The sequence below is a fragment of the Bradyrhizobium japonicum USDA 6 genome, from assembly GCF_000284375.1.
In the GTDB taxonomy this organism is placed as follows: domain Bacteria; phylum Pseudomonadota; class Alphaproteobacteria; order Rhizobiales; family Xanthobacteraceae; genus Bradyrhizobium; species Bradyrhizobium japonicum.
Window position 1 is genome coordinate 3,269,728 of the sequence record NC_017249.1, and the last position, 22,447, is coordinate 3,292,174.

The window sequence follows — 22,447 nt, forward strand, 5'->3', positions numbered from 1 at the left end:
TCCCCCGGCTCAACCGGCGCAATTCTAACGCAGTCTCGTGACGGCATTTCAAGGTGGTTCAATTGCAGAGGCTGAACGAGCAACTCCGCCGATTTTAGGGGTGAACTATCTCACCTTGGATGGATCGCCAGCGGTCCGCATGAGGCGATCCGCCTTCACCAGCACGCGATCGTCAGTCGCCTGCGGCCGCAATGAGAAGCTGACAGCGACAAAAGCGACGCAGAGCACTATGCCCACCGCCATGGTGCGCTGAAAGGTTGGCCTATCAGCATTTTGAAATGAGGGGAGGTTGCTCCTCTTCGCCAGCTGTTCAAATCCAGCCTGGGAAAGCCTTTGCAATTGTTCGGCTTCGCGATGCTCGATGGAAAGCGCGCGGCAGTGAGCGGCCATCTCACGATAGTGTTCTCGTGATGAAAGATCGATCGCCGTCGCAGCGCGTTTTTCGAACGCTCGGGCTCGGTCGGCAAGCTCTTTTGCTTTTGACATCGGGCACCTCATTCAAAGGTGGTCCGCTGGACACCATTTCATAGGTCGGCCGACGTCTCAATTCGGTTCAACGCTCGGACGGCTCCCTTTCACCTTGGTGGACCTCTCAGCTGGTACGATGCGAACGAACTGACAAATATCTCCAGCTTCGATTGCTCTTCGTCCCGACAGGGCTCGACGTCTGTCCCGTGCTCACCTTGCCCGCCGCCGGCGGGGTTGGGGCAGGGACCATGCCCCATCGTGCCGTAATAACTTCACAGTTTGAGGAACCAATACCCATGCTGGCTGGGGGATCAGCGCATGGGGGAGCCATGACTGACAGCGATTGGAAGGAGCGCTGGCACGATGTCGAGCGCTTTCGTTTGATGGCGCATGAAACGACAGACCCAGTGGCAGCGGCTCTGCTTCGCGATATCGTGTTGGACTTGGAAGCGGACCTGAATGAGTTGGTCGACGTAGAGGCGCAAGGGCTGCCATGGCTTGGAGCAGCGGCATGAGTGAAGGCCTCGTCGATCGATCCGCCTAGAGCATGATCCGGACCCGAAGGGCGGCGTTAGCGTAAAGTGCACCAACGGTTTTCCCTCGCGACAAACGCGGAACGCGTTTGCGCGGAGATCATGCTCAAACAACAACCTAAAGCGCGATGACGATTCTCCTGACTTTATCGCGCTTTAGGCAACCGGTGTCTGCTCGACCAGCAACTCGCCACCGTCACCGTAATTCCAAAAGGCCTCGCCGAGGTGGATGTCCAGGTCGTTTGACACTGCCGATCGGGGCTCAATCGTTCCCTATGACCATCCCGGAGCACGCCGTTTCCAGCGGCGAAGGCCCCGGCCGGTGTTCGGTCACGGACGCGCGCGATTACTCGCGTAAGACGGCGTGCCGGTCGTCTGTCGCGGTTCACCGGGTGCAAGGTCCGCCCCCTCACTGCGGCCAATCCTTGCAGAGCGTGATGCCGATCATGATCAGGGAGCCGATTGCGACCACCATCGGGCAGACAAACGGCAACTCTTCCAGCACGCAGATGACGACCGCCCGGACGCGGAGGGTTTTCTTCGTTTGCGCAAAGCGCCAGCCTGCCACACCCATCGGACGTCTCCGTTTGGCCCCCAGCAGCGGCGGTCTTACTCTTCAGCACGAAGCGATTTCCGGCTATCGCCCATTCGGATGTATCCCTGGATCAAGGTGAAGGAACCCTTGCGCTAGCCATGGCGCCAGCGGATTGATGCGAGTAGATTGCTGCCTGTCGTGGCAAGCCACGCGGCTTTGATTGGAAACCGCGCACGCCGTGGCCCGTGATGTGATCCCAAGTTATTCGCCTTGCCAGGAATATCGCAGCATGTGGAATTGGATGATGCTGGGGCTAGAAAGCAATCGCGTGATTGGGCTGCGGATTGCGAAGCTGATGCGCGGCGGCAAAGCTGCCCAACGTGAAGCCCACCGCATGGTCAGTGAAAAAATGCTCGCGGCGGCGAAGGCCAGCACCAGCCTGATGGCGGGCGCTTCCGGCGACAAGATTGTTGAGCAATATCGAAGAAAGGTGGCGGCAAACGCCAAACGGCTCAGTCGCAAGCGAACGCGCAAACGAAAGTCGCGCTGAATTCGCCGGGGCGGCAAGAGCGGCTTGCCCTAGCCGCTCTCTCCGTTCTAGTCCGCCCCGCTTAGCGTGGGATCTGATCCATAGTTTGTTTAATTTTCTTCCCGGTATCGTCGACCATTTTGAGCGACAAGTCGGCGATACGACGGCTGCTTTCCAGAGCGGTCTCCACGGTCTCCCGCACCATATCACTCTGCACCGCTGTAAAGTCCTGTGGAGTTCGGCACGTCCACAACCTGTTCAAGTGGTCGATGTGCTTCTCAAATTGTTGCCGAACCATCTGGAGGTACTCTTGGGACTTTCCCCCCATCGCTTTGGCGGCGGCTGTACCACTGTAAAGGAGCGTCTGTGCGTTGCGAGCTGACCGTTCGGTTGCCGCCGTTGTCTTTTGCGCATCTTCTTCAGATAAGCCAAGCGTGCGACTAAACTGCTCGCTTGACCGTCCCATTACGAGGTCGCCGCTTCGAGGCTGGAGCGCCAGGTCTGCTGTAACGTCTCAACGTTTTGCTTGGGCATATCAGCGCTGGCCCGCGCCACTTCCTCGCCGGCTTCAGCCGCAGCTTGCCCGATGCGCGTAGTCTGCTCCGCAGCCCTCTCGCCTGTACGGCGGGCTGCGTCTTCCATGTTTTGTGTCGATCTCTCTTCCGGACGCGGGTTTGCCATCTTTAGTTCGTCGATGACTGCCCTCAGCCTATTGTGCAGAAACGCGATCTTGATGAGACCGTTCCTCTCGCAAAGGCGGTGCGCGGTGTGGCGCAATGCCGTCGTCCGACGTTGTGTGTGAGCGCTTCCGGTTTTTGCGCAAACCGGACATTCGGCCGGACCCACAAGTCTGAGAGGCGCCAACAACAGACATCGCTGGCGCAAATTCTAAAATACAAACTTGCGCAGTCGATTGATCAACAGCGCTAACGCAACTAGATCGCGTGTTGCCATTTTTTCCTGAGTGTTGCCGCGTAGGCACACCGCATACTGACCCCATCAGCTACGCTCAATAAGATCGATCCTAGACTCGTCTCTAGCAGCAACGGGGGCCTCATGCTGAAATTCGGAATCGTTGGCATTGCATCGTTGGCTTTGGTGGGAACGGCGGTCGCGGCGGACCTTCCTCGCCCGCAGCCAGTTGTCCAGACTGCGCCAGTTGGTAAGTGGCCCGTCGGCAAAACCCCGGTCGGCAAATACCCGATCGGCAAAGCTCCGGCCCCGGTAGTAACCAAGGGCTAATCTGAAGATTGGAGCGCCTTCGGCTCTTTGAGGCCGAGGGCGTTCGTCTGACAACGCCGAACAAACACGACCTCCGATCGCCTCAGTCTTCAGAGATGGACATAATCCTCCCGAGGTCTGCGGTGGGTCAAAGGGAGACCTCGTCGGCCACTCTGCTATCTGTCCGCGATATCCCCTCTAGCGGACATCCGAGCGTTCAGCCCAAATCTCAGCAATGGGCCAACAGGGGAAACAGCGCGGCTTGACCATCGACTGAACAAGCACGTCCTCATGGCGTTCGGCGCGGTCAAGCCTGGAATGCCTCAGCGACAAGATGAGAAAAAGCCGCCGCCGGTTTGGAACGGCGACGACTTCTTTACGCGCTCAGACGGCAGCGACTACCCGCCGCGTCGCATGAAGGAAACGGTTAGCGGGCGCTGCGACGCCATCAATTGGATGACGCTCCTGTTTGCGCAATTCATCGACTAGACGTTCGAGGTAGGGCGGCAGAGGCGAGGCTTCGAGAGATAAGCTCTGTTGCAATCTGTCACCCACCTCGTCACAGATCGACCGGGCAGTCTTCAGGTCGACGTGGTCCGATATTCGATTGGTCGGTTCCATATCGCGACCTTTCGATAGGCCCCACGATTAATTTAAGTTACAGGGATGCGAAAATGTTTCGCGCACCTTCGAAAAATGCCGGTGGTTCCATTTAGTGGAACGAAGACGCTATGCGTCAGACCGATCGCCATTGTCAGCGCTGATACCAGCAACCCGCCGAGTTAGTGAAACTCCTGGGGCGCGACTTTCTTGGTCGAGCTGCACAACGCAACGCGTTCAGAGGCTCGCGCGAGCCGCGAGGACGATCTTCGTGCCTCCCTTCGCTGCGACCACCACTTCAGGGTTGCGATGCGATGCTACGAACGCCCGTGTGAGTGGACGCAAGATGAGTGCTGGCAGATTCTTGACACCATTGCGGCCGATCGTGCGGGATTGATTGGATGGGCATGATCATGGATGTCGATACGCGAACGACTATCGACCAACCGGACGATCATGGAGACGTTGTTGCGGCCCTGAAGCAGACGATCGAACAATTGCTGGCACGAGTTGTGGAACTCGAGCAGCCTGGCCTTCTCGGGGGCCGGCCCGTAATCCCCCTTGTGACCGCTGAGGCACCCGCCAACGTCGCCTGTTGGCGCGAAGCGGCGTTCGACCGTGACCGCTCGAACTTCGGGTGCTCGGCGTGAAGCAGAAATCTTTTGCTCGACACGAGCCTTACCGCTTCTGCCCGAGCGGACTGTCCTCCCAATACAGGATAAGAGTGCGCAATTGGGCCTGTCGCAGTTTGTTCGTGCTGGCGCGCTGGGCTCGCGCGGAGTATTTCTGTATGTAGAATGCGGAACAATCCCATCATTGTGCAAAAATACGGCGGCACCTGTCTTGAAACGCCGGAAAAAATCCGCGCGGTCGCGAGCGGTCTCGCCGACCTGCACAGGCGTGGTTATCGGGTCGTAGCGATCGTTTCAGCGATCGGCAAGACCACCGACGAACTTGTCAAGCTGGCCTATCAAGTAAGCCCGCATCCCAATCGCCGTGAGCTTGATATGTTGCTAACCACCGGTGAGCGCATCAGCATGTCTTTAATGAGCATGGCGCTGTCCGATCTCGGCACACCGGCGATCAGTTTCACCGGAAGTCAAGCCGGAGTGATGACCGACGACTCGCACTCTTCCGCGCGCATTTTAGATGTGCGGCCGATTCGCGTGCGCGAGGAGCTCGACCGCGGACGCATCGTGGTTTTGGCCGGCTTTCAAGGCGTGAATCCCGCAACTAAAGAAATCACCACGCTGGGCCGAGGCGGCAGCGACACCACTGCGGTCGCCATGGCAGCTGCGCTAAAAGCCGAATGTTGTCAGATCATCAAAGAGGTCGACGGAGTTTGCTCGGCCGATCCGCGCATCGTGGCGAATTCAAAACTCTTGCGTCAGCTGGATTTTACTTCGCTGTCGGAGATGTGTTTTTGGGGCGCCAAGGTCTTGCATTGTCGCTGCGTGGAGCTGGCACAAAGCCAAAACGTTCCCTTGGTTCTGAAGAAACTGGGCGGCGCCGAACAAACCACGCGAGTGATGAGAGAGGTTATTGGGATGGAAAGCGGAAAGGTTTTGGCCGTCAACTCAATAACTCGCATTGAGCATGTGGAGATCGATTCCGCGGATCTCAATCAGGGCTTCGAGAAATTCGCGCGGCATCTTAAACAAAACGGCTTATCCTGGCCGCAGCTCCTCGCGTCGGCTTGCGCCGGCGGAAAAACCCGCATCATGATGACTTCCGATTCGGAGTCGCTCGACGCGTTGCTGCGCACGCTGGAGAAGAGCAAAGACTTGCGCCAACAGTGTGAGGCCTTGAGTTCGGTGAGCCTCACTTGCTTTGGCGGCGTTTCTTCAGACTTGCCGTTTAAGGCGATTCAGGTTCTGCAACATCACGGGATTGTCGCCGACAAATGCGTTTTGTCACCGCATTCTGTGAATCTGATCATTCCTGCGGAGAACCGCGAGGCCGCGATCAAGGCTTTGCATTCGCTGATCTAATTGATTGTCTTGCCTAGAATATAGGGGCACTCCGCGCGAGACACCCTGCGTGAGAAACTCGGCGTGAGGTTGTCGCCCGAGCGGTCACATTGGCGCAGAGCGGAGGGCACGCTCGATCTTCGGACAAGTCACATCTTGACCGCGTTCGCGAATAGCGTGTCACCCCACTCGTACAAGGGGCGCATGAAGTCAGATTGAGTGTGGATTGCTCGACCTTTGCGATCCCGCCATTTTCGTCCGTAGGTATCGAACGGAAAGTGTCGCATGTAGTAGTCGCAAGTCTCCTCCCAATGTTCGACCGACAATGACTTGCCGTAGTGTTGGCAATACAGACTGGTCGCCACGCGTTCTACACCGACCGGCTCTCGCCCATTCGCGAAGGCGACCCCCGACCGGTTTCGCCACAACATCAGAATATCCCGCTGTTCCGGGCCGAAGAAACGACGAAAGTGCAGTAGTTCGCAATCGGCACGATAGGGCGCGTCATCGCCACGAGTCATATAGGCGTCAAACAGCTGAACCCGCACGCCGTCATAGACGCTGGAATGAGTTCGTTCGACGTATCCGCGCAGATCTCCGGTAACACGCTCATCCGGATCGAAGCAAAACGTCCAGTCGAACTGCAATTGTTCGCGCGCGGTCTGCAGCAAAATTCCGCGATGTCGACGCTCGGCAATCCGGCGCGCCTCGATGTCCGCTTCCCACGACCGATTTGTCACAATTAGAGCGACTTTCGGGTGCCCGCCAAGAATCTCCAGCGTTCGATCCGTACTCGCGTCATCATAGGCGATTATCGCATCCACGTGCTTCCCGACGTAGTCCAGTGCATCTCGGAGAATAAGTGCTTCATTGCGAACGCGGGTGATTCCGATCAAAAAGTGCCGATGACCGACGAGGCCTCTGTTGCAAACAATGATTTGCTCACCGTCGCGGAGCTGCCAACTGCTCGTGCCCGACATGGTCACCACCTGACTGCGACAAAGAATTGGCACTAATGATGGTGGGCGGGCGCAGTAACCGCAAGAGTCAAAAATTGTAGGGCTGATGCTGCCAGCGGTACGCCGCCAACGCGACATTGGGGACAGCCACTCCGGTGGCCCGTTTGGGAGGCTCCCGAAATGGAATGTCGCCTGTTGGCCAGTAGCTGAACAGCCGACTGGGCGTGGCAACGTCGCCTGTCGAGGATCAACCAGACATAAGAAACTTCGCGCCCGACCGCTGCTTTTGACCCGAAGCAGGTATGGCCGGAAATGACGCGCCGCGCGATTGGTAGCCGCTCGCGAAGCGCCCGCATGTTGTTTTCAGCGAAGCTTTACAATAGTCGTTTTCAGTGAACGCTACTTTTGGTAGTCTTTACCATGTAGGTTTTAGAGCGATTTGGGGGAAAGCTGTGAGGGCACCACTGTATCTTGCGTTGCTGCTGTTTAGCTGCTCGGGCCTGCGGGCGGCCAGTGTGGACCCGTCCGTTCTCGACAACGCGGTCTATCGGGTTGGACAAGATGAAGCTCTCATAATGCAGGTTGAGGGCGCTGGAACAGCTCCTTGCAGTCGTAACACTCCGGTTGGGGCAACATGTTACTGCAACAAAGGGGTCAGAAGAGGGCATCCGGTACTTGGCTGGACCGCATCGACAGCTGATTTAACAAATGATGGAGCAGGACACTACATGCGACCAGGCTGGCACGTCTCGGCAACCAAGGGGATGCACGGCGGAATGAAGTTCTGCCACCGCGATCAATGATGCTCATTGTTGTTGCAGGTTGAGGTGGAGGCAGATCCTTTAAGTTCTGCTTCTGGCCCATCAGCGAAGTGGCGACACCCTCACTGAGGTCAGCTTAGTGGGGCTTAGCGGACGAGATTTGCTCACGCTGAGTTCTTCGCCTTTTGACCCAAAGGCGACGTCATTGCTCCGGTGGGCACTTGCGTTGTGCAAAGACACGGCGGGCGGTGGTTCCCCGCCGGTGCACAATTGGTCTGCTCGACTCACCATTGATCTGAGTCAATCTCCTCAGTGTCCTCCCGGTGAAATGATTTCGACTGCAGCATACAAGTAATAGGACGGCTCCGGCGCAATCCTGCCGAAACTTTCCCGCGAGGGAGGAGGCCTCCATGGCTGACCATTCCACCGTTTCAACTGAATCCAGCCTGGCGTCGCCGGGCCTGTCGACCGCGATCACTCGCCGCTCTCTGCTTGGCGGGACCGGCATTGCGGTTGGCGCCGCCGTGCTTGCGTCTCCGCCGAGCATGCCCGGGTTCGCCCCGGCGCTGGCGCAGCCTGTGAACGCAGACACCCGACCGCTCGACGCGGCGTTCAAGCACCGAGCCTTCGGAGTCCGCGTGGTCTGTGCGAGCAACAACGAGAAAATTCCCATCGCGCCCCACCCTGCGAATGGCGACGAGGCCCGCTACAGTAACAAGATCGGTTCCGATTCACGGGGCCTGCCGCACGACAAACGCGGCGAAGTGACACCAGAGGCATGGCAGGCTCTCTATACCGCCTGCCAGTCGGGCGATCCCGCCGATTTCGAGAAGATTCCGCTCGGCGGCACTCGCAAGCTGGTCAATCCCTTGGGCACGCAGGCCGTCAGTCTCAGCGGCATAAACCCTACTCAGATTGGAATACCCCCGGCACCGGCTCTCGCAAGTGCAGAGCGCGCCGGCGAGGCGGTTGAGGTATATTGGCAATCCCTGCTTCGTGATGTCCCGCTTACCGAGTTGCGCGACGACACCTCCAATCGGGACGTGCTCGCAGCAACCGAGGAGATCAACAAGCTTGCCGATTTCCGAGGGCCGAAGTCTGGTGGGCGGGTCACGCCCGGTACACTGTTTCGCGCCAATGCGCTTTATTTCGACGCAGGCGACCCGAAGGGCCGTTCCGTGACGCCTCCAGGCGTTTTGGACGGTCCGCTAATCTCGCAGTTCCTGCTCAGGGACACGCCCTATGCCTCACAGTGGATCAGTGCTCAAATTCGTACCGCGTCGCCCGCCAGCGAATTCTTGACCGACTACGAGGAGTGGCTGGCGATTCAGAATGGCGCCGCACCGAAGCGCCAGCTGCAGTTCGACGCGACACCGCGATACATCACGACGGGAAGAGATATCGCAGAGTATATCCACACTGGTCCTGCACTTGGGTGGGCGGCAGCGCTGCTCCTTGCAACCCCAGGAGGCGGGCCGGACAAGCGCTACTCCGGGATCTATCCACCGGCAGAGCCCGTGTCCTACCCCTCGAACCCGTATCGGAAATCGAAAACCCAGGGGCCCGGTGGTGGCACCTTCGGGTTGCCCTACGTGCAGGCACTGCTCGCCACGGGGATCAGTAACTCCGTCCGCGCGTCTTATTGGCAAAAGTATTTCGTGCACCGGGCTGTGCGACCGGAAGCCTACGGCGCTCTGGCGCACCATCGCCTCGCCAATGGCGTGAGCGACTACCCACTGCATGATGATTTTCTGAAGTCGGAGGGCCTCGCTCGCAGCAAGGCCAAATACGGCACTTATTTGTTGTCGCAAACCTATCCGGAGGGCGCGCCCTTCCACTCCACCTATCCCGGCGGGGCCACGAGCGTTGGTGCCGTCACGGCTACCATGTTGAAGGCGTTCTTCGATGAGAGCCGCGTCATCGCCAACCCGGTGCAGCCCGATCCGGCTGACCCGACAAGGCTCGTGCCCTATGACGGCTCACCGCTCACGGTCGGCGGAGAGTTGAACAAGCTCGCCGTGAATTTCGGTTTCGGACGGAATTGGGCGGGCATCCACTGGCGTTCCGACGCGTCCGCCTCGATGGCGATCGGCGAGGAAGTGGCTATCTGTATGTTGCGGGACGAGCGCGCTACTCTTCGCGAGCCGTTCGACGGCTTCTCCTTTACACGTTTCGACGGCAGCCGCGTGACGATCTGACAGCAGACGGGCGGCACCCTGCCGTGAGGCGCCGGTGCACATGAGCGGAAGGGTTTATGCTTGACGGCCTGCCGGTGAAGGCCCAGCGCCTCGGCTGCTAAATTGACGTTGGCCCCGAAGGCGGCCTCGTTCTGATCATCTTGCGATGCGCGTTGGATCGACCTGGCCCTTAACCCGTAAGAGCGTTTAAGACCAATGGGGGTCTCGCTCCACGCGGGACCCGACACTAAGCGCGACATGACTACAAGATGATCGGGTGTGGCGAGCACTTCCGGTTATGGCCATAGCAGACCGATCGTGCCTCTTGGCGCGATGTCGGCTTATGACCCCCAACGGACCTCCCCAGCAAAGGTTCGCGCTGCCGATTTGATCCCAACAAGGCTGCGAGATGTCCGTATCCCCAAGTGCCCTAAGTTGAAATTTGGAGTGCAGTTTGCTGCACCGCAGCGACGATTGATAGCAACCGATCGGGTTCCCAACCGTTAGCAGCCATCACCGGGTGGCCCTTGGCATTTGCCGGTGACCGAGAGACCAATAGCGCTCCCGCTCCACTCTAACAGGGAAGGAGAGCGCCATGAGACGCCGCTCAAAGCCCCACCCATTCGCAGAGAGACTAGCCGCCGAGAAAGTGCGCCTTGAGCAAGAGGCGGCGAAGCTGACAGCCGGCCGCGAACTGGAAGGCATTCTCAGCAAAATCCGCCAGATCGACGTAGCGTCCGACATCCATGAATGGCTCGAAGCGTCCGCCTAGCAAAGCAAGGGAGGGTGTCATGACCGAGCAGCCCCATATCGATTTGTATTCATCCGCCGACATCTGTGATGAACAAAGCCTCGGAGAATGTCGCAACATCGTCGCAGGACGCGCAACGCCAGATGCAGAGCGAGCCTACCGCTGCCGAGCAACCAAAGAAGATCGAGCCCGCACCCTCCTCGCAGTCACCGGATCGGACGGCAGGCACGGTCGAGCAGACCCGTCCCGCACCCACTGAACAGTCAAAGAAAATGACAGCCGGTGAGGCCGAGCAAGCGCCGTCCCAGCAAAAGGTGGGCCAGGACTGCGATTAAGCGCCGGGACCATGACTCGATCTGCGATTAGGGGACTGAAAGGCCCCTTTGAGAAGCTGATCGCGCTCCCGCAAGACCAAGCGGAGCGAGCATGATCGACCCTGCTCATTTCAATACGTATTCAATCCAAGCACGCGTCTGCCTTGGCGTTGCCGCCTTCGGCGCTGCGCTGCTGTTTGCTGGGGCGGTGGCGAGAATTTATTTCGTGCAGTAAGGCCGCGCGCGGCCTGCTGAGAGCCTCCACTTAAGTTTTGTTCTGGCGGCGCTCCGACTCCGGGTGCATACTGGTAGTATCACCGCACACGGCACCGTTGCTTCGAATCGGTGATCAGAACGCCGGTTGCGCTCCTGCCCAATTCACTTAGGGAAGGGAGAGTACCATGAGACGACGCTCACACTCCCACACATTTGACGACAATCTGAACGCGGAGAGAGCCCGCATTATCGCCGAACTGGAAAACACACAGCCGGGACAGCAACGTGATCTTCTAGAAAGCAAACTGCGCCAGCTCGAAACGGCGTCTTCTATAGACGGGTGGCTGACGTCGTCGGGCCTGCAACCTCCTGAAGAATAAGGCCGCCTCAGTTGGTGGCCTTTCGTTTGTGGCACCAGATGCACGAGTACCGCGCTTATCTCATGGGCCTCGACGGGCATATCGAGCGTCGCATCCAACTGATTTGCGAGGACGAAACCGAAGCCAGGAAGCGCGCCAAGGTCTTGGCTGACGGGTACGACGTGGAGCTATGGCTTCAAGATCGAAAGGTCGCGGAATTTAAGAGTGAGTAAGGCCGCGTCAGTTGGCGGCCTCTGTCGTGCTCGTCATCCTGCTATGTTACCTGTTGGCCCTCACGCGAAGTCCGGCTGGCTCTGAAATCGTCAGCGTATTGGGGTAGACCGGAAGTGACTGGCCGACTTCCAAACCGCCGCTCATGACCCGAAACGGACGTGGACTAGCCGGTCTTTTAGGGGGCGGCCGGGCCGTTCTCTCGAAGAGAGCCTAAGCGAAGAGTACCTGTTGAGGTCATGCAGGACGCGTCCGCCAGGGCTAGATTTGCGACAGGTTCTACCACCGATATTGCCCACGTTGGACTTGGTGTTGCTGTCCGCTCTGGCGCTCAAAGGCCTGACATCAGCACCGCTGACGCACTCAAGGCGACGCTGCTCAAGGCTCAGTCCATTGCCTCGATCCCGGAGAGTGCCACCGGCTATTCAATTGCAAAGGTATTTGATCGCCTCGGCATCGCCGAGCCAATGAAAGCGAAGATGAGGGCGCAGCCCAGCCCTGCGCAGGTCGTCGCGGCAGTTGCCAAGGGTGAAGCCGAATTGGGCGTTTTTCTTATCAACGTTCTTACCGCTCCGGGTTTGGATATCGTCGGTCCGTTTCCTGCCGAACTGCAAAAAACGTTTTATTCACCGCGGCTGTTGGATCGGAAACTAGGGAAGCCATCGCTGCCAAAGCAATCATTGAATACCTTGAGTCCCGCGGCAGTTGGGATCATCAAATCGAATGGTATGAATCCGAGCTGATGGCGCTGATCAGCTCCTCGAGCGGCAGACGTTCGCGCGTGCTCACCAGCAGTGCCGCAGAAGAGAGATCGTCACAGCCGGTTATGGCCCGAGACTAGCTCGGTGGACCGACGCGGTCCGCACTTGGGGGTAGATCGGACACGCGCCGAGCGCGCTCGGAGCGCCGCTTTTGACCCGAAGCCGAGATCGGCGAGCACAAGGTCGTGCGCTATTTGGTCGGTCCTCCCGGTGGTCGAATGAGGACATCAGATGGTGGACGTCTGCGTTTTGGGCCCATCGAAAAGCTTTCTTCAGGAATCGCTTGTGAGGGATCCGCACCCGCGCACGCAACAAGGCGGCGATGACGTCGTGTTCGATTTCTCCAAAAGGGTACGGCACGCCGTCACGTCGGATGACGTCGAGGACGCTTCGCGGCCATGGACCCGTCCTAAAGGGCGCCTGGGAAGCAGTGCTTCAAGAGTTTGACGCAGAATGCGCTGTACGACCGCGAGCACATGGTATTCAATCCCTGGAACTGTCTGCCTGGGCACGGGCCGCTCGGCAGCGTCAACTGGATGCGGCTCGACGTCTATCTTGCCTCGCGGCAGGTGCGGCGGAAAGTGAACTTGGTGGGTCATGAGCAGCGAGCCGAAGCCCGATCGTTTGGGCGGACTTCAGCGGACACAGGGGCCGCCGAATGTCGAGAATGAGGCTCCGCATGCCGAACGCCGCCAGCTCACCGTGACATTTATCGACGTCGTCGGTTCGACACCCCTGAGCGAGCGGATCGATCCCGAGGAGTTCTTCGCGATTATCAGAACTTACCGCGATATCTGCGACGAGCAGATTCGCCGCTACGGCGGTCATATCGCCAGGATGATTGGTGACGGGTTGCTCGCATTTTTGGCGTCCCGCAAGCACATGAAAATGATCCTGAGCGCGCGGTCCGCGCCTCTCTGGCGATTGCCGCGGCGATCAAGGAACACAAGTTTCTGCTGTCGGACGGCAGCTTCGTTCGCCTGGGCGTGCGCATCGGGGTCAACACCGGGGTCGTCGTCGTCGGCAGCGTGCCCGGCGAGCCCCCCGATCGACGGGAAGTGTTCGGCAGTACGGCGCATGTCGCTGCCCGCCTGCAAGGACTCGCGAGTGAGAACGGTATCGTAGTTGGCTCGAGCACTTACGATCTGACCCGGAGAACCTTCAGCTATGTGCCGCTTGGCCGACAAGCTCTCAAGGGCGTGGAGGGGCCGGTCGAGGCTTGGCGTGCAGAGGCGCTTGGGTCAAACGAAAGCAGGTTCGACCGCGCGCGGAGGTCGCCTCTTGCCCCGATGATAAACCGAACCAGCGAAAGTGCGTTGCTTGCCGAGATGTGGCAGCAGACTCTCGCCGGCTCGGGGCAAGTTGGCGTCATTTCCGGCGAGCCCGGAATCGGCAAGTCACGTTTGATCCGCCAGTTCCGCAGTTCGCTCGGTGCGTCTCCGCGTGATGTTCTGTCGCTGCAATGTTCACCGTTCCACATTAACACGCCGCTTGCCCCGGAAATCGAGCGCCTCATACGCGCGACCGGCATCCACGACACCGACAACGCGGAACTCGCGCTGGCAAAACTGCAATCGCTGTTGGCGAGCGCCGTCACCGATCTCAAGCAGGCGCTTCGTTACTACGGGGCGGTGCTATCGATCCCCGCATGCGCGGGATACGAGCCCGCGGATTTCGGATCTCCGTTTGAGCGCGAGCGTGCGTTCCAGGTGTTTGTCGATGCCCTCGTCGCCGCCTCGCGCAAGCAGCCGATCCTCGGAATCGTCGAGGACGTCCAGTGGATGGATCCGACCACCATCGAGCTGCTGGGACGCGTGATAGCCCCGCTGTCCTGGCGAACGGATAATGGTCCTGATCACGCATCGCGACGACTACAAGGCCGACTGGCTGTCGGGCCCGGCCATTCGACGGATCACCCTGCAGAAGCTGGCGGCGCATGAATGCGAGCAGATGGTCGCAGCCGTCGCGGGCAGCGATCTCGTACCGCGCCGGATCACCAGCCAGATCGTGGAGAGGACCGACGGCGTGCCGCTCTTCGTCGAGGAGTTCACGCGAGCCGTCGTCGACGCCGGCGCGGTCCCGCGGGCCGCAGAGAGCCCTGCGCCGAAGTTGCCGGAAACACTGGTGCCGGCAAGTATCCACGATTCACTGATGGAACGCCTCGACCGTCTCGGTCCCGCCAAGCGCGTCGCCCAGATCGCCTCCGTTTTCGGAAGGCGTTTCGACTATTCAGGCATTTTCAACGTGCTTCCGGACCAGAGCCAAACGCTGCCAAAAGCGCTGCGGGCTCTCGAGAGAGCGGGGATCGTGTATCGCACCAAGGAACCCCAGGGCGAGGTCTTCACGTTCAAGCACGCGATGATACAGGAAGTCGCCTACTCCTCGTTGCTCATGGAGGAAAGGCGTGAACTCCATGCGCGCGTCGCATCGTGGCTGCTCCAGGACACCTCCATTGAAGAAAGCAGCCAGCCAGCGGTGCTGGGCTATCATTATGCGCGCGCGAGCAACGTTCCGGAGGCGATCGAGGCCTGGCTCCAGGCTGGCAAATCCGCGCTACGCAGATCTGCGACCAAGGAAGCCGTGGCTCATCTTCGCGAAGGTCTCTCGCTGATCTCCAAGATGCCGGCGTCGCCACGGCGCTTCGAGGCTGAAATCGGACTGCAATCCAATCTGGCGATGGCGTACACGGCCAACGCCGGATGGTCCGACCCGAACGTCTATGGTCCCTACAGTCGTGCGCTCGAGCTTTGCGCGAGCCATGGCACCATTCGCGAGAAGGCGACGGTGCTGTGGGGAAGTACCATAGCCAAGCTGGTCAACTGCGAGCTCACCAAAGGCCTCGAACACGCGGAAAATTTCGTCCAGCGGGCAGAAGAGTGGCGCAACGACGAGGCTGCCCTCATGGCCTACACCGCCGCCGTGATCGCCAATTTCTTCCTCGGTCGTTTGCAGCAGGCGAGTGAGCTCGCGGCTCTGGTCAGCGCTCGCTACAATCCGCGCGAGCACGGCAAGCTGGTCCAGATCTATCAGCATGATCCATTAATTGTATCGCTCGTCTATTCCGGACACATTGAATGGCTGTTGGGCCGGCCCTGCCGGGCCAGGGAGTGTTGCATGACGGCGCGGCAGCACGCGAACGAGATCGGGCATCCGTTCATGGTGGCCTTTGCCTCGATTCTCGGCGTTGCCGATCACTGGTATGAGGGCGATCTCGCGGAGAACCTTGCCAGCGTAAAGCGAGGCCTGAAGGTCGCTGATGAGTATGGTTATCCGATGTACCGGGTCATCGGCCCATTGTGGGCGACCGCCGCGTTGGCGGCACGAGGCCCCGCACCGGACGTGCTCGAACAACTATGTGGCTTGCTCGATAAGCTCCCCCCGAGAACCAGTGCATTCAGATGCCGCTCTATCGAATTCTGCTGGCCACGGAATTCGGACGGATCGGGCAGATAGAAAGGGCCCGGAGCTTCGCCGCTTCGGCTGCGACCCTGATGAAGCAAACCGGCGAACGCTGGGCTGCTCCCGAGATCTACCGGATCCACGGCACGCTGCTGTCTCGCGAACCGTTGCGGGACGACCGGGCTGCCATGCGCATGTTCAAACGCTCGCTCGTCTCCGCCAGGCAGCTCGGGGCGGTTGGCTGGGAATTGCGCACGGCGATCAGCATCGCGCGCCTGGTCAGCGCAGGCGGGAGCGCATCCGGACGCACTGAGGCACAAGACCTGCTAATATCGACCCGGGCGAAATTCGCATCCGCGGAAACCTCCCGCGATCTGCGCGAGGCTGATGATCTGGTGAGAGTGTTGAACTAGCATTGGCCTGAGGTCGGACCGTTGGAGCCGGTGATGCGCAGAGCCTGGAGGCCAAGATTCAGCCCAATCGCGCCGCGTCGTGCTGATGCGGAGCGCGATAAAAGAGCCTGTGTCAATCGGTCAGGTTGAGCGTCTTATCGGCGCAGACGTTGATGCCGGAGGCATCCGTCGACTGGCCGTCGTCGAACGTCCCGCGCAGATCGAAGCGGCAATCGCTGGCCTGTGGCAGTTTAGCCGACGCTTGCTTGCCGGATTTCAGCGGGCCCAGTACTTCCTTCCAGTCTGGCGACCCTGACTTGGCCGCCTCGAGCTGGACTAGATCCGCTTTGCGCGAGTTCGTCACGGTGACGGTGACCGCGCCCGCCTGTTTCGCCTTGGGCTTCGGCGCGGCCTGCGCGGCGGTAAGGCCGAACAGAGTTGCTCCCACGAGCGCTGCAGCAAGTGTCCGAGTGTTCATCGGATTGTCTCCGTTTGGCCCCCAGCAGCGACGGTCTCATTCTTCAACGCGAAGCGGTCCCGGTTATGGCCAGTTCGCGTGTTCCATAGATCAAAGTGAAGGAACTCTTTCAGCCCTGTAGCCCCGGTGCGCGCTGCCTGCCGTCCTGCGAGGTCGAACTGTCCGCGTTCTCAACGGCCGTCGCCCGCGCATTGTGAGGGGGCGCAGGATGACTTCTGCCGCACCATCGATGCGGCGCGCACGCCTGATGGCGTCTCGCCGAAGTGTCGGCGGAACGAGCGATTGAAATGAGAAACATCGCCAAAGCCGAGTGCAAACGCGATATCGATGATGGCCAAATGCAGATGGTGCGGGTCAGTCAACATCGCGAAGGCACGCTCAAGCCGACACGCTGCAAGGTGCTCGGTGAACGACTTTCCGGTCTCTTCGAGCAACTTTTGCACGTATCGCCGCGACATACCGAGCGCTCCAGCAACATTGTTCAGATCGAAATTGGGGTCGCAGAAGCGTCGCGCGACCTCCGTCAGGATCGCCTGCAGCTTGGCTGCCTTCACACCACGCTCCGTAACGAGGTTTGCAGCTTCGACGGTCGGCCCGAGCGTCGCGGCCACAAGATCGAGGAGATGTGTGCCGACGGTGGAGGCGAGTTTTGATGACGGAGGTTCTTTGAAGGATGCGAGCGATTGCAGGTAGAGGTGGAGCAGGCGAAGCGCCGGTCCAGGACGCACCGGCCGACCTGATAGATCTTCGGGCTGTGCAACCAGCGACCTAAGGGCGGCAGCCGGCACGGTCACGAATTTGACGCTGGCGCCACGCGACCCAAATACTCGCAGCAGCCTTCCCCGGTCAACCAGACAAGCGGCGCCGGCATCATAGACATGTTCCTGGCCAGCATTTGCAAATTGGACCGGGCCAGCTTCGACGATGTTCAGTCCGAATTGGTCACGGCTATCCTTGAGGTGGCGTTTGTGACGGATAAACTCCACCGGCGTGGTGACAATGCTACAAACGCCAACCGGGCCGAGCGGCAAGTAGGTGACATTGATACGCGGGCGGCCGCCGCTGTGATCTATCACGTCCAAGGCGAGGTTCAGCCGCGTAAACTCTTCACGGAACGTGGAGAACCGTGTGCGCTCCGGCAGCATCTCAGTCGACCATCGCACAAGGGGAGATGACGTTGGCATGCCGGCCTCCCGTTTCGGTGCCCAACCAGGCAAGAACGACTGAGCGCCCGAACGAAATCCGCAAATTCCTCGAATGACGCCAAGACTGAGACAATATCGGACCGCAGCTTCGCTGCAGGTGTGAGGTGGATTACAAATGGAGGTAGGGACCTCAAGAAAATGATGAGGAATTTCCCGTCAGGCTTTCGATGCTGACACGGCTCGCATCGAGGTTGCTATGATGCGCGAAATGCCGCAAGGGCACGAAGAATTTGCGTGTGCAACTTTCAGGATGCGCATGTGTAATCCACAGCCGATACGACTGGCGTCACTCCTCAAAGGTGAAGAAAACGCCGTGCCTAAAGGCCGCCAACCGAGACGGCTTGCTTCTTTAGCAAGCCCACATCATCCGCGAGCTGCGGGCGGCCGGAAAATCCGGTCTACGTTCCATTGCGGAGGAGCGGAACGAAGCCGACAAGTCGGTTGCGCGCGCGGAAGGCTCGGTTTGCTCGGTTCGGCGGTTGCGAGTGTCTTGACCATCGCAAGATCGAATGGGGTTGGGATAGAAGCAGCGATGCGGGCCCGAATGGGATCGCCCAAAAATGTCACTGCAATCGTGATCATAACTACAGATACTAGGACTACGAGCACATCAGTCATGATTCGCTTCGAAAAGTGCTTCGTCATGATTTGAACCCTCACAACCAATGACGCGCGCGTGCGCAGTTAAACTCAATTTCGCATGCAAATGGGTATGTCAATGGGAGTCGCCGCACGTAGCGGATCGTCACCAACTATGTAGCAGCGATGCAGACCCAATTTAGCGGATGCGTCAAAACTGATGTCCTCGCAGGACGCTATAGCTTCCACGTCGTGCATCGCACGGACACGACAGGATGGTCGAGGGTCCTATGGAGGGCGACGAAAAGCGCGGGGACCGTGCGACCGAACCTATCGAGAATATCTGGCGCAAGAAAATTTGTGGTTGCGGTTGCAGAGGACATGCATCTGTTTCGGACGCGCGCTCATATCATCGCGCTAGGCGGTATACCTTGAACTGAGACATTGTGCCGCAACCGATTTGTAAACTGTGGTTGAGGTTCGTCTTGCGTGCCAATGTTCTCATCACGCCGGGCTCAAGCGACTGAGCTGATTATTCCATCGAGATCGAGGAGTAAATTTCATGGCGCAAATTCTTGCTCATAACCTTAAACCCGCCGCGACTTGGGGTTCCGGCGGCGCGTCCTACGATACCGTGAGCCAAAGTATAGCGGACGCCATTGATCACGTCGTGAATCGAATCTGGCCGCAACCGGGAGAGCGTATCCTTGACGTTGCGACAGGCACGGGCTGGACTGCGCGGCGGTTATCTAATCGAGGCGCAAAGGTGACTGGTATCGATATTGGTGAAGGCGTTATCGAGGCGGCGAAACTGATTGCACCGGAGATCGACTTCAAGGTCGGCGATGCCGAAGCGCTGGAATTTCCGGATCAAAGTTTTGACTGTGTGACTTCGACGTTCGGTGTCATGTTTGTCTCGCGCCCCGAGGCTGCAGCTGCCGAGTTGGCACGTGTCACGCGCAAGGGCGGGCGACTGGGGTTGGTCACTTGGCTGCCTGGCAGTGCGGTTGAAGAAATATTCCAGACAATGCGGCCATACATGCCGCCACCGCCTGACAATCCTCCTCCTTCGCCATTTGCGTGGGGCCGGGAAGGCCGCGTTCGGGAATTGCTTGGCGATACATTCGATCTGGCCTTTGAACCTGGCACCACGGTACTCCGCATGCCGAGCGGCCAAACGGTATGGGACATATTTGTGACTGGCTATGGTCCGACAAAAACGCTGGCCGCATCGCTCGACCCTGAAAGGCGCACGGCACTTCAACGAGACTTCATCGCGATGCATGAGAAGCACCGCTCGCCGGTCGGGTTAGCCATGCCGCGCGACTATCTCTGTACGATTGGAACTCGAAAATAACGCACCCGGCACTGCGTGCCCATCAGCCATCCGCGCAACGCATCCGCAGTCGACCAAGCGTCCCATCATCGACCTCGACGCGAGCGCGTCAACGCGGGGGCCTCCGTTGTGTCCGGCACGTTGTCCACCGCAATCGGTAGCGGCTTGCCTCTCCCGCTCGGGGCGGCGCATCGCCGCGCAGCTGGGGCTATCACCGAGGAGTAACACCAAACTTGAGGGGCACAACGGGTGGGGTTAGGCTTCCGGCGAAGTGAAGAAGCAATGGCCTGATAACCCGGCGGTGGTCTACATGCGCCATACGATTAAGACCGCTCCAAACGTCGTCATCCTCGAGGCGTCACACACGCGGCGGGGATTTGCAATTTCCTGGATCGCCCGAACCCTAGTCGCGGCGGCACTCATCGGGTTCTGTCTCAACGCCGACGTCGTCGCGTGTGTGGCGCGATACGCCACTCAGCAGGAGTTATCTAAGCTCATCACGATCGTCCCGCCGGTCATGGCGCAACAGACGCCATTGTCGAAGGACGACGAGGCGGCGCAGCTCAAGCAGGCGGTCGACAGCGCGACAGCGGAACTGCGGCAGTCTCTGCAGCTAGAGCACGCCAGGGCTGAGGCGCTCGAAAAAGAACTTGTGAAGGCATGGCGGTACGTCGGGAAACTGCTGTCGATGCCAAACGGCGAGGCGCACCAGTTCAGCCAAGCGGTCGACAGCGCGACGGCGGTACTGTGGCAGTCTCTGCAGCAGGAGCACGACAGGGCCGAAGCGCTTGCAACCGAACTGGCGGAGGCGCGGCGCTCCATGGAACAGAAACCTGCCGTTGTGGAAGAGAGGCGCGGTGTCTCCTTGCCTACCTGGGCAAACAGCTACGCCGCCTTCGTGAAGCCCGCCCAGACCGTAGGTCAACCGGACGTGGCCACGGAGAACCGCAAATCGGCAATTAAACCAGGCGAACCAGCTCGCGTTGAACACAAACCGCGCGGGGGCTACGGCTGCCAGCACTTTCAGACTTACGATCCGGCATCCGGAACTTACATCGGCTATGACGGACGGCGGCGTTCCTGCCCATAAGTGCGGGGGGTGTTTCGGCAACAAGTCTAGCTGACCTGCCGCTATGGGTAGCGAGATGCAGCCGCCCTCACTCGGCTGCTGCGGCTTCCTGACGACGTCACCGAACGTGTCGTCTTGTCGATCCATCCGAAGGCCATGCCGGTGATCTTGGCCACCGACGAAGAGCGAGACGTGTGGATGCGCGCACCGTGGGATGAGGCCAAGGCGCTGCAGCGGCCATTGCCGGACAACACGCTTAAGATCGTGATGCGGGGTGAGGATATGGAAAATCGCGTCGCCGCATAAGCCCCAGCATTCGCTAAGAAAAAGGCGAATTAACCTTTCCTTAACCATAACCGTTCAGCCTCCTCTCGGGGCAGCTCGATGGAGTAACGGGCTATGTCCGACCGAGCAGCAAAGCCTGATGGGAATTTGCTTTCTGCGTTCGCGTTGATGATTGGTGGCACATTAGGTATCAGCCTGCCGATAACGCTGGTGATCATTTGGATTTGTGCCTAGCGGCTTTCCGATATTGCGCCGCCGCCTTGTTGTCGCTCGTTGCGTGTACGAGCGCAGCTTTCACTGTTGACCTAATCGGCCAAGCCAGCATCGTCGACGGCGACACTCTTGAAATCCACGGAGCGCGCATCAGGCTCTGGGGTGTCGACGCTCCCGAGAGCAGCCAGCTTTGCCGGGGCGAGGACAGTCTGCAGTATCGGTGCGGCGCAAAAGCTGCGAACGAATTGGCGGCCTTCATTGGTGAACGGCCAGTGTCATGCGCGCCGACGAGCCTCGACCGCTACGGGCGCACGGTAGCTTCATGCGCAGTCGGTGGGACCGATCTTGCCGATTGGCTCGTGAGCCAGGGGCTGGCGCTGGACTGGCCGCGATACAGCCGCGGGCTCTATGCTGCGGCTCAGAATGATGCGCGAGGCCACGAGCGGGGCATATGGTCAGGCAGCTTCGTCGAGCCATGGCGCTATCGCGATTGCATCTGGCGCGGCGGGCAACCCGCAACCTGCTCAGACTAGCTGCTGCCAGTTTGCCGCTCGGTCCACATCATTCGCACCTTACCTGCGAAGGTGAGTTCAGGACGATCTCTGGCTTCCCCTTGTAGGGTTGAACTTGGCCTGTGATGCTGCACGTCTTGCTCGCCACGTTGGGCAATTCAGAAAAGGTGCTAGCGTTCTTGGTAGGTATCCAGCCAGTGAAAGCTTGGTTTGGATACGTGCCGCCCATATTGAGAAACCTGTTTCCTCGACCTGATGTCGTGTCAGCCGAGACAACGCCCTTCACCGTGACCAACTGGCCTTGATAGGTCGGGGCTTCTCTGGGCGAATGGTTTTGGCCGGAGGGTCTGCGAAGGCCGCCGGGACAACCCCAATCAACGCGAAAAACAAAACAACCATTTTGAGCATTATTGTCCCCGTCACACGTGTTCCTACGAGAACTATGAAAGGACATTTGTCACGGTTCAACGGCCCGCGTCAGCCTGCAGCGTGTGACCTGCTTCGCGCCGTGCCTGCGACTGAACCTCGGTGAGTTGGACTGTCGCCTCGCGTAGTCATCATCGACGGCCTATGACCCAAGGCGGTCATTGGGCG

The 22,447-nt window shown here is 59.4% G+C and carries 25 protein-coding genes and 1 pseudogene; 19 read left to right on the forward strand and 7 right to left on the reverse strand.

Features of this window, described 5'->3' with window-relative positions:
* Window positions 1–105 precede the first annotated feature (105 nt).
* On the reverse strand, window positions 106–486 hold the full coding sequence (locus tag BJ6T_RS15370) for a hypothetical protein (protein ID WP_014493329.1): 381 nt from the start codon (window positions 484–486) through the stop codon (window positions 106–108).
* Between the two features lie 311 nt (window positions 487–797).
* Between BJ6T_RS15370 and BJ6T_RS45630 the strand changes: the two genes are divergently transcribed.
* Window positions 798–983, forward strand: a complete 186-nt coding sequence (locus tag BJ6T_RS45630; protein ID WP_038935262.1) for a hypothetical protein — start codon at window positions 798–800, stop codon at window positions 981–983.
* 427 nt (window positions 984–1,410) lie between these two features.
* On the opposite strand, the gene BJ6T_RS47220 is transcribed toward BJ6T_RS45630, so the two are convergent.
* A complete protein-coding gene (locus BJ6T_RS47220; protein ID WP_014493330.1) occupies window positions 1,411–1,575 on the reverse strand; it encodes a hypothetical protein in 165 nt (54 codons plus the stop codon).
* 181 nt (window positions 1,576–1,756) lie between these two features.
* Here BJ6T_RS47220 and BJ6T_RS15380 point away from each other — a divergent pair, with 181 nt between their 5' ends.
* Window positions 1,757–2,086 carry a hypothetical protein gene (locus tag BJ6T_RS15380; RefSeq protein ID WP_373866022.1) on the forward strand — a complete coding sequence of 110 codons (330 nt, stop codon included), beginning with the start codon at window positions 1,757–1,759 and terminating at the stop codon, window positions 2,084–2,086.
* 61 nt (window positions 2,087–2,147) lie between these two features.
* On the opposite strand, the gene BJ6T_RS48315 is transcribed toward BJ6T_RS15380, so the two are convergent.
* Together BJ6T_RS48315 and BJ6T_RS48320 are read right to left on the reverse strand one after the other, a co-directional pair.
* Window positions 2,148–2,531, reverse strand: a complete 384-nt coding sequence (locus BJ6T_RS48315) for a phasin family protein (RefSeq protein ID WP_014493332.1) — start codon at window positions 2,529–2,531, stop codon at window positions 2,148–2,150.
* Window positions 2,531–2,842, reverse strand: coding sequence for a hypothetical protein (locus BJ6T_RS48320; protein ID WP_014493333.1), 312 nt, complete (start codon window positions 2,840–2,842; stop codon window positions 2,531–2,533). Before BJ6T_RS48320 ends, BJ6T_RS48315 begins: the two co-directional genes overlap by 1 nt.
* Window positions 2,843–3,121: 279 nt before the next feature.
* On the opposite strand from BJ6T_RS48320, the gene BJ6T_RS48325 reads away from it, so the two are divergent.
* From BJ6T_RS48325 to BJ6T_RS15400, 4 genes are all read left to right on the forward strand, one after another.
* Complete coding sequence (locus BJ6T_RS48325) at window positions 3,122–3,307, forward strand: hypothetical protein (protein ID WP_080588649.1); 186 nt, start codon at window positions 3,122–3,124, stop codon at window positions 3,305–3,307.
* A 270-nt stretch (window positions 3,308–3,577) separates the two neighbouring features.
* On the forward strand, window positions 3,578–3,775 hold the full coding sequence (locus BJ6T_RS49640) for a hypothetical protein (protein WP_014493334.1): 198 nt from the start codon (window positions 3,578–3,580) through the stop codon (window positions 3,773–3,775).
* 512 nt (window positions 3,776–4,287) lie between these two features.
* Window positions 4,288–4,536, forward strand: a complete 249-nt coding sequence (locus BJ6T_RS15395) for a hypothetical protein (RefSeq protein WP_014493335.1) — start codon at window positions 4,288–4,290, stop codon at window positions 4,534–4,536.
* Window positions 4,537–4,683: 147 nt separating this feature from the next.
* Window positions 4,684–5,877: an aspartate kinase gene (locus tag BJ6T_RS15400; protein WP_014493336.1), complete on the forward strand. Its 1,194-nt coding sequence runs from the start codon at window positions 4,684–4,686 to the stop codon at window positions 5,875–5,877.
* A 128-nt stretch (window positions 5,878–6,005) separates the two neighbouring features.
* On the opposite strand, the gene BJ6T_RS15405 is transcribed toward BJ6T_RS15400, so the two are convergent.
* A complete protein-coding gene (locus BJ6T_RS15405; protein ID WP_014493337.1) occupies window positions 6,006–6,836 on the reverse strand; it encodes a glycosyltransferase family protein in 831 nt (276 codons plus the stop codon).
* A 1,150-nt stretch (window positions 6,837–7,986) separates the two neighbouring features.
* Here BJ6T_RS15405 and BJ6T_RS15410 point away from each other — a divergent pair.
* From BJ6T_RS15410 to BJ6T_RS48350, 9 genes are all read left to right on the forward strand, one after another.
* Window positions 7,987–9,774, forward strand: coding sequence for a vanadium-dependent haloperoxidase (locus tag BJ6T_RS15410; RefSeq protein ID WP_014493338.1), 1,788 nt, complete (start codon window positions 7,987–7,989; stop codon window positions 9,772–9,774).
* A 574-nt stretch (window positions 9,775–10,348) separates the two neighbouring features.
* Window positions 10,349–10,525 carry a hypothetical protein gene (locus BJ6T_RS47230; RefSeq protein WP_014493339.1) on the forward strand — a complete coding sequence of 59 codons (177 nt, stop codon included), beginning with the start codon at window positions 10,349–10,351 and terminating at the stop codon, window positions 10,523–10,525.
* A 68-nt stretch (window positions 10,526–10,593) separates the two neighbouring features.
* Window positions 10,594–10,839 (forward strand): hypothetical protein, encoded by a 246-nt coding sequence (locus BJ6T_RS15420; protein WP_141379572.1) that lies wholly within the window; start codon window positions 10,594–10,596, stop codon window positions 10,837–10,839.
* Between the two features lie 91 nt (window positions 10,840–10,930).
* Window positions 10,931–11,053: a hypothetical protein gene (locus tag BJ6T_RS49130; protein WP_259226262.1), complete on the forward strand. Its 123-nt coding sequence runs from the start codon at window positions 10,931–10,933 to the stop codon at window positions 11,051–11,053.
* A gap of 166 nt (window positions 11,054–11,219) precedes the next feature.
* Complete coding sequence (locus tag BJ6T_RS45635; protein WP_014493341.1) at window positions 11,220–11,414, forward strand: hypothetical protein; 195 nt, start codon at window positions 11,220–11,222, stop codon at window positions 11,412–11,414.
* 449 nt (window positions 11,415–11,863) lie between these two features.
* Window positions 11,864–12,367 (forward strand): molybdate ABC transporter substrate-binding protein, encoded by a 504-nt coding sequence (locus BJ6T_RS15425; protein ID WP_014493343.1) that lies wholly within the window; start codon window positions 11,864–11,866, stop codon window positions 12,365–12,367.
* 941 nt (window positions 12,368–13,308) lie between these two features.
* On the forward strand, window positions 13,309–14,325 hold the full coding sequence (locus tag BJ6T_RS49885; protein ID WP_502358327.1) for an AAA family ATPase: 1,017 nt from the start codon (window positions 13,309–13,311) through the stop codon (window positions 14,323–14,325).
* A complete protein-coding gene (locus BJ6T_RS48345) occupies window positions 14,231–15,838 on the forward strand; it encodes an ATP-binding protein (RefSeq protein WP_014493346.1) in 1,608 nt (535 codons plus the stop codon). Before BJ6T_RS49885 ends, BJ6T_RS48345 begins: the two co-directional genes overlap by 95 nt.
* A complete protein-coding gene (locus tag BJ6T_RS48350; protein WP_014493347.1) occupies window positions 15,784–16,197 on the forward strand; it encodes a hypothetical protein in 414 nt (137 codons plus the stop codon). Before BJ6T_RS48345 ends, BJ6T_RS48350 begins: the two co-directional genes overlap by 55 nt.
* 112 nt (window positions 16,198–16,309) lie before the next feature.
* On the opposite strand, the gene BJ6T_RS15435 is transcribed toward BJ6T_RS48350, so the two are convergent.
* Together BJ6T_RS15435 and BJ6T_RS42575 are read right to left on the reverse strand one after the other, a co-directional pair.
* Window positions 16,310–16,654 carry a hypothetical protein gene (locus BJ6T_RS15435; protein WP_014493348.1) on the reverse strand — a complete coding sequence of 115 codons (345 nt, stop codon included), beginning with the start codon at window positions 16,652–16,654 and terminating at the stop codon, window positions 16,310–16,312.
* A 170-nt stretch (window positions 16,655–16,824) separates the two neighbouring features.
* Window positions 16,825–17,838 carry a helix-turn-helix transcriptional regulator gene (locus tag BJ6T_RS42575; protein ID WP_014493349.1) on the reverse strand — a complete coding sequence of 338 codons (1,014 nt, stop codon included), beginning with the start codon at window positions 17,836–17,838 and terminating at the stop codon, window positions 16,825–16,827.
* 1,162 nt (window positions 17,839–19,000) lie between these two features.
* Here BJ6T_RS42575 and BJ6T_RS15445 point away from each other — a divergent pair.
* From BJ6T_RS15445 to BJ6T_RS15455, 4 genes and pseudogenes are all read left to right on the forward strand, one after another.
* Window positions 19,001–19,795: a class I SAM-dependent methyltransferase gene (locus BJ6T_RS15445; RefSeq protein WP_014493350.1), complete on the forward strand. Its 795-nt coding sequence runs from the start codon at window positions 19,001–19,003 to the stop codon at window positions 19,793–19,795.
* A 250-nt stretch (window positions 19,796–20,045) separates the two neighbouring features.
* Window positions 20,046–20,864, forward strand: coding sequence for a BA14K family protein (locus tag BJ6T_RS15450; protein WP_014493351.1), 819 nt, complete (start codon window positions 20,046–20,048; stop codon window positions 20,862–20,864).
* 82 nt (window positions 20,865–20,946) lie between these two features.
* Window positions 20,947–21,149, forward strand: a pseudogene (locus BJ6T_RS43525) (SOS response-associated peptidase); the annotation flags it as partial.
* Window positions 21,150–21,391: 242 nt separating this feature from the next.
* Complete coding sequence (locus tag BJ6T_RS15455; protein ID WP_307724543.1) at window positions 21,392–21,874, forward strand: thermonuclease family protein; 483 nt, start codon at window positions 21,392–21,394, stop codon at window positions 21,872–21,874.
* Window positions 21,875–22,447 lie beyond the last annotated feature (573 nt).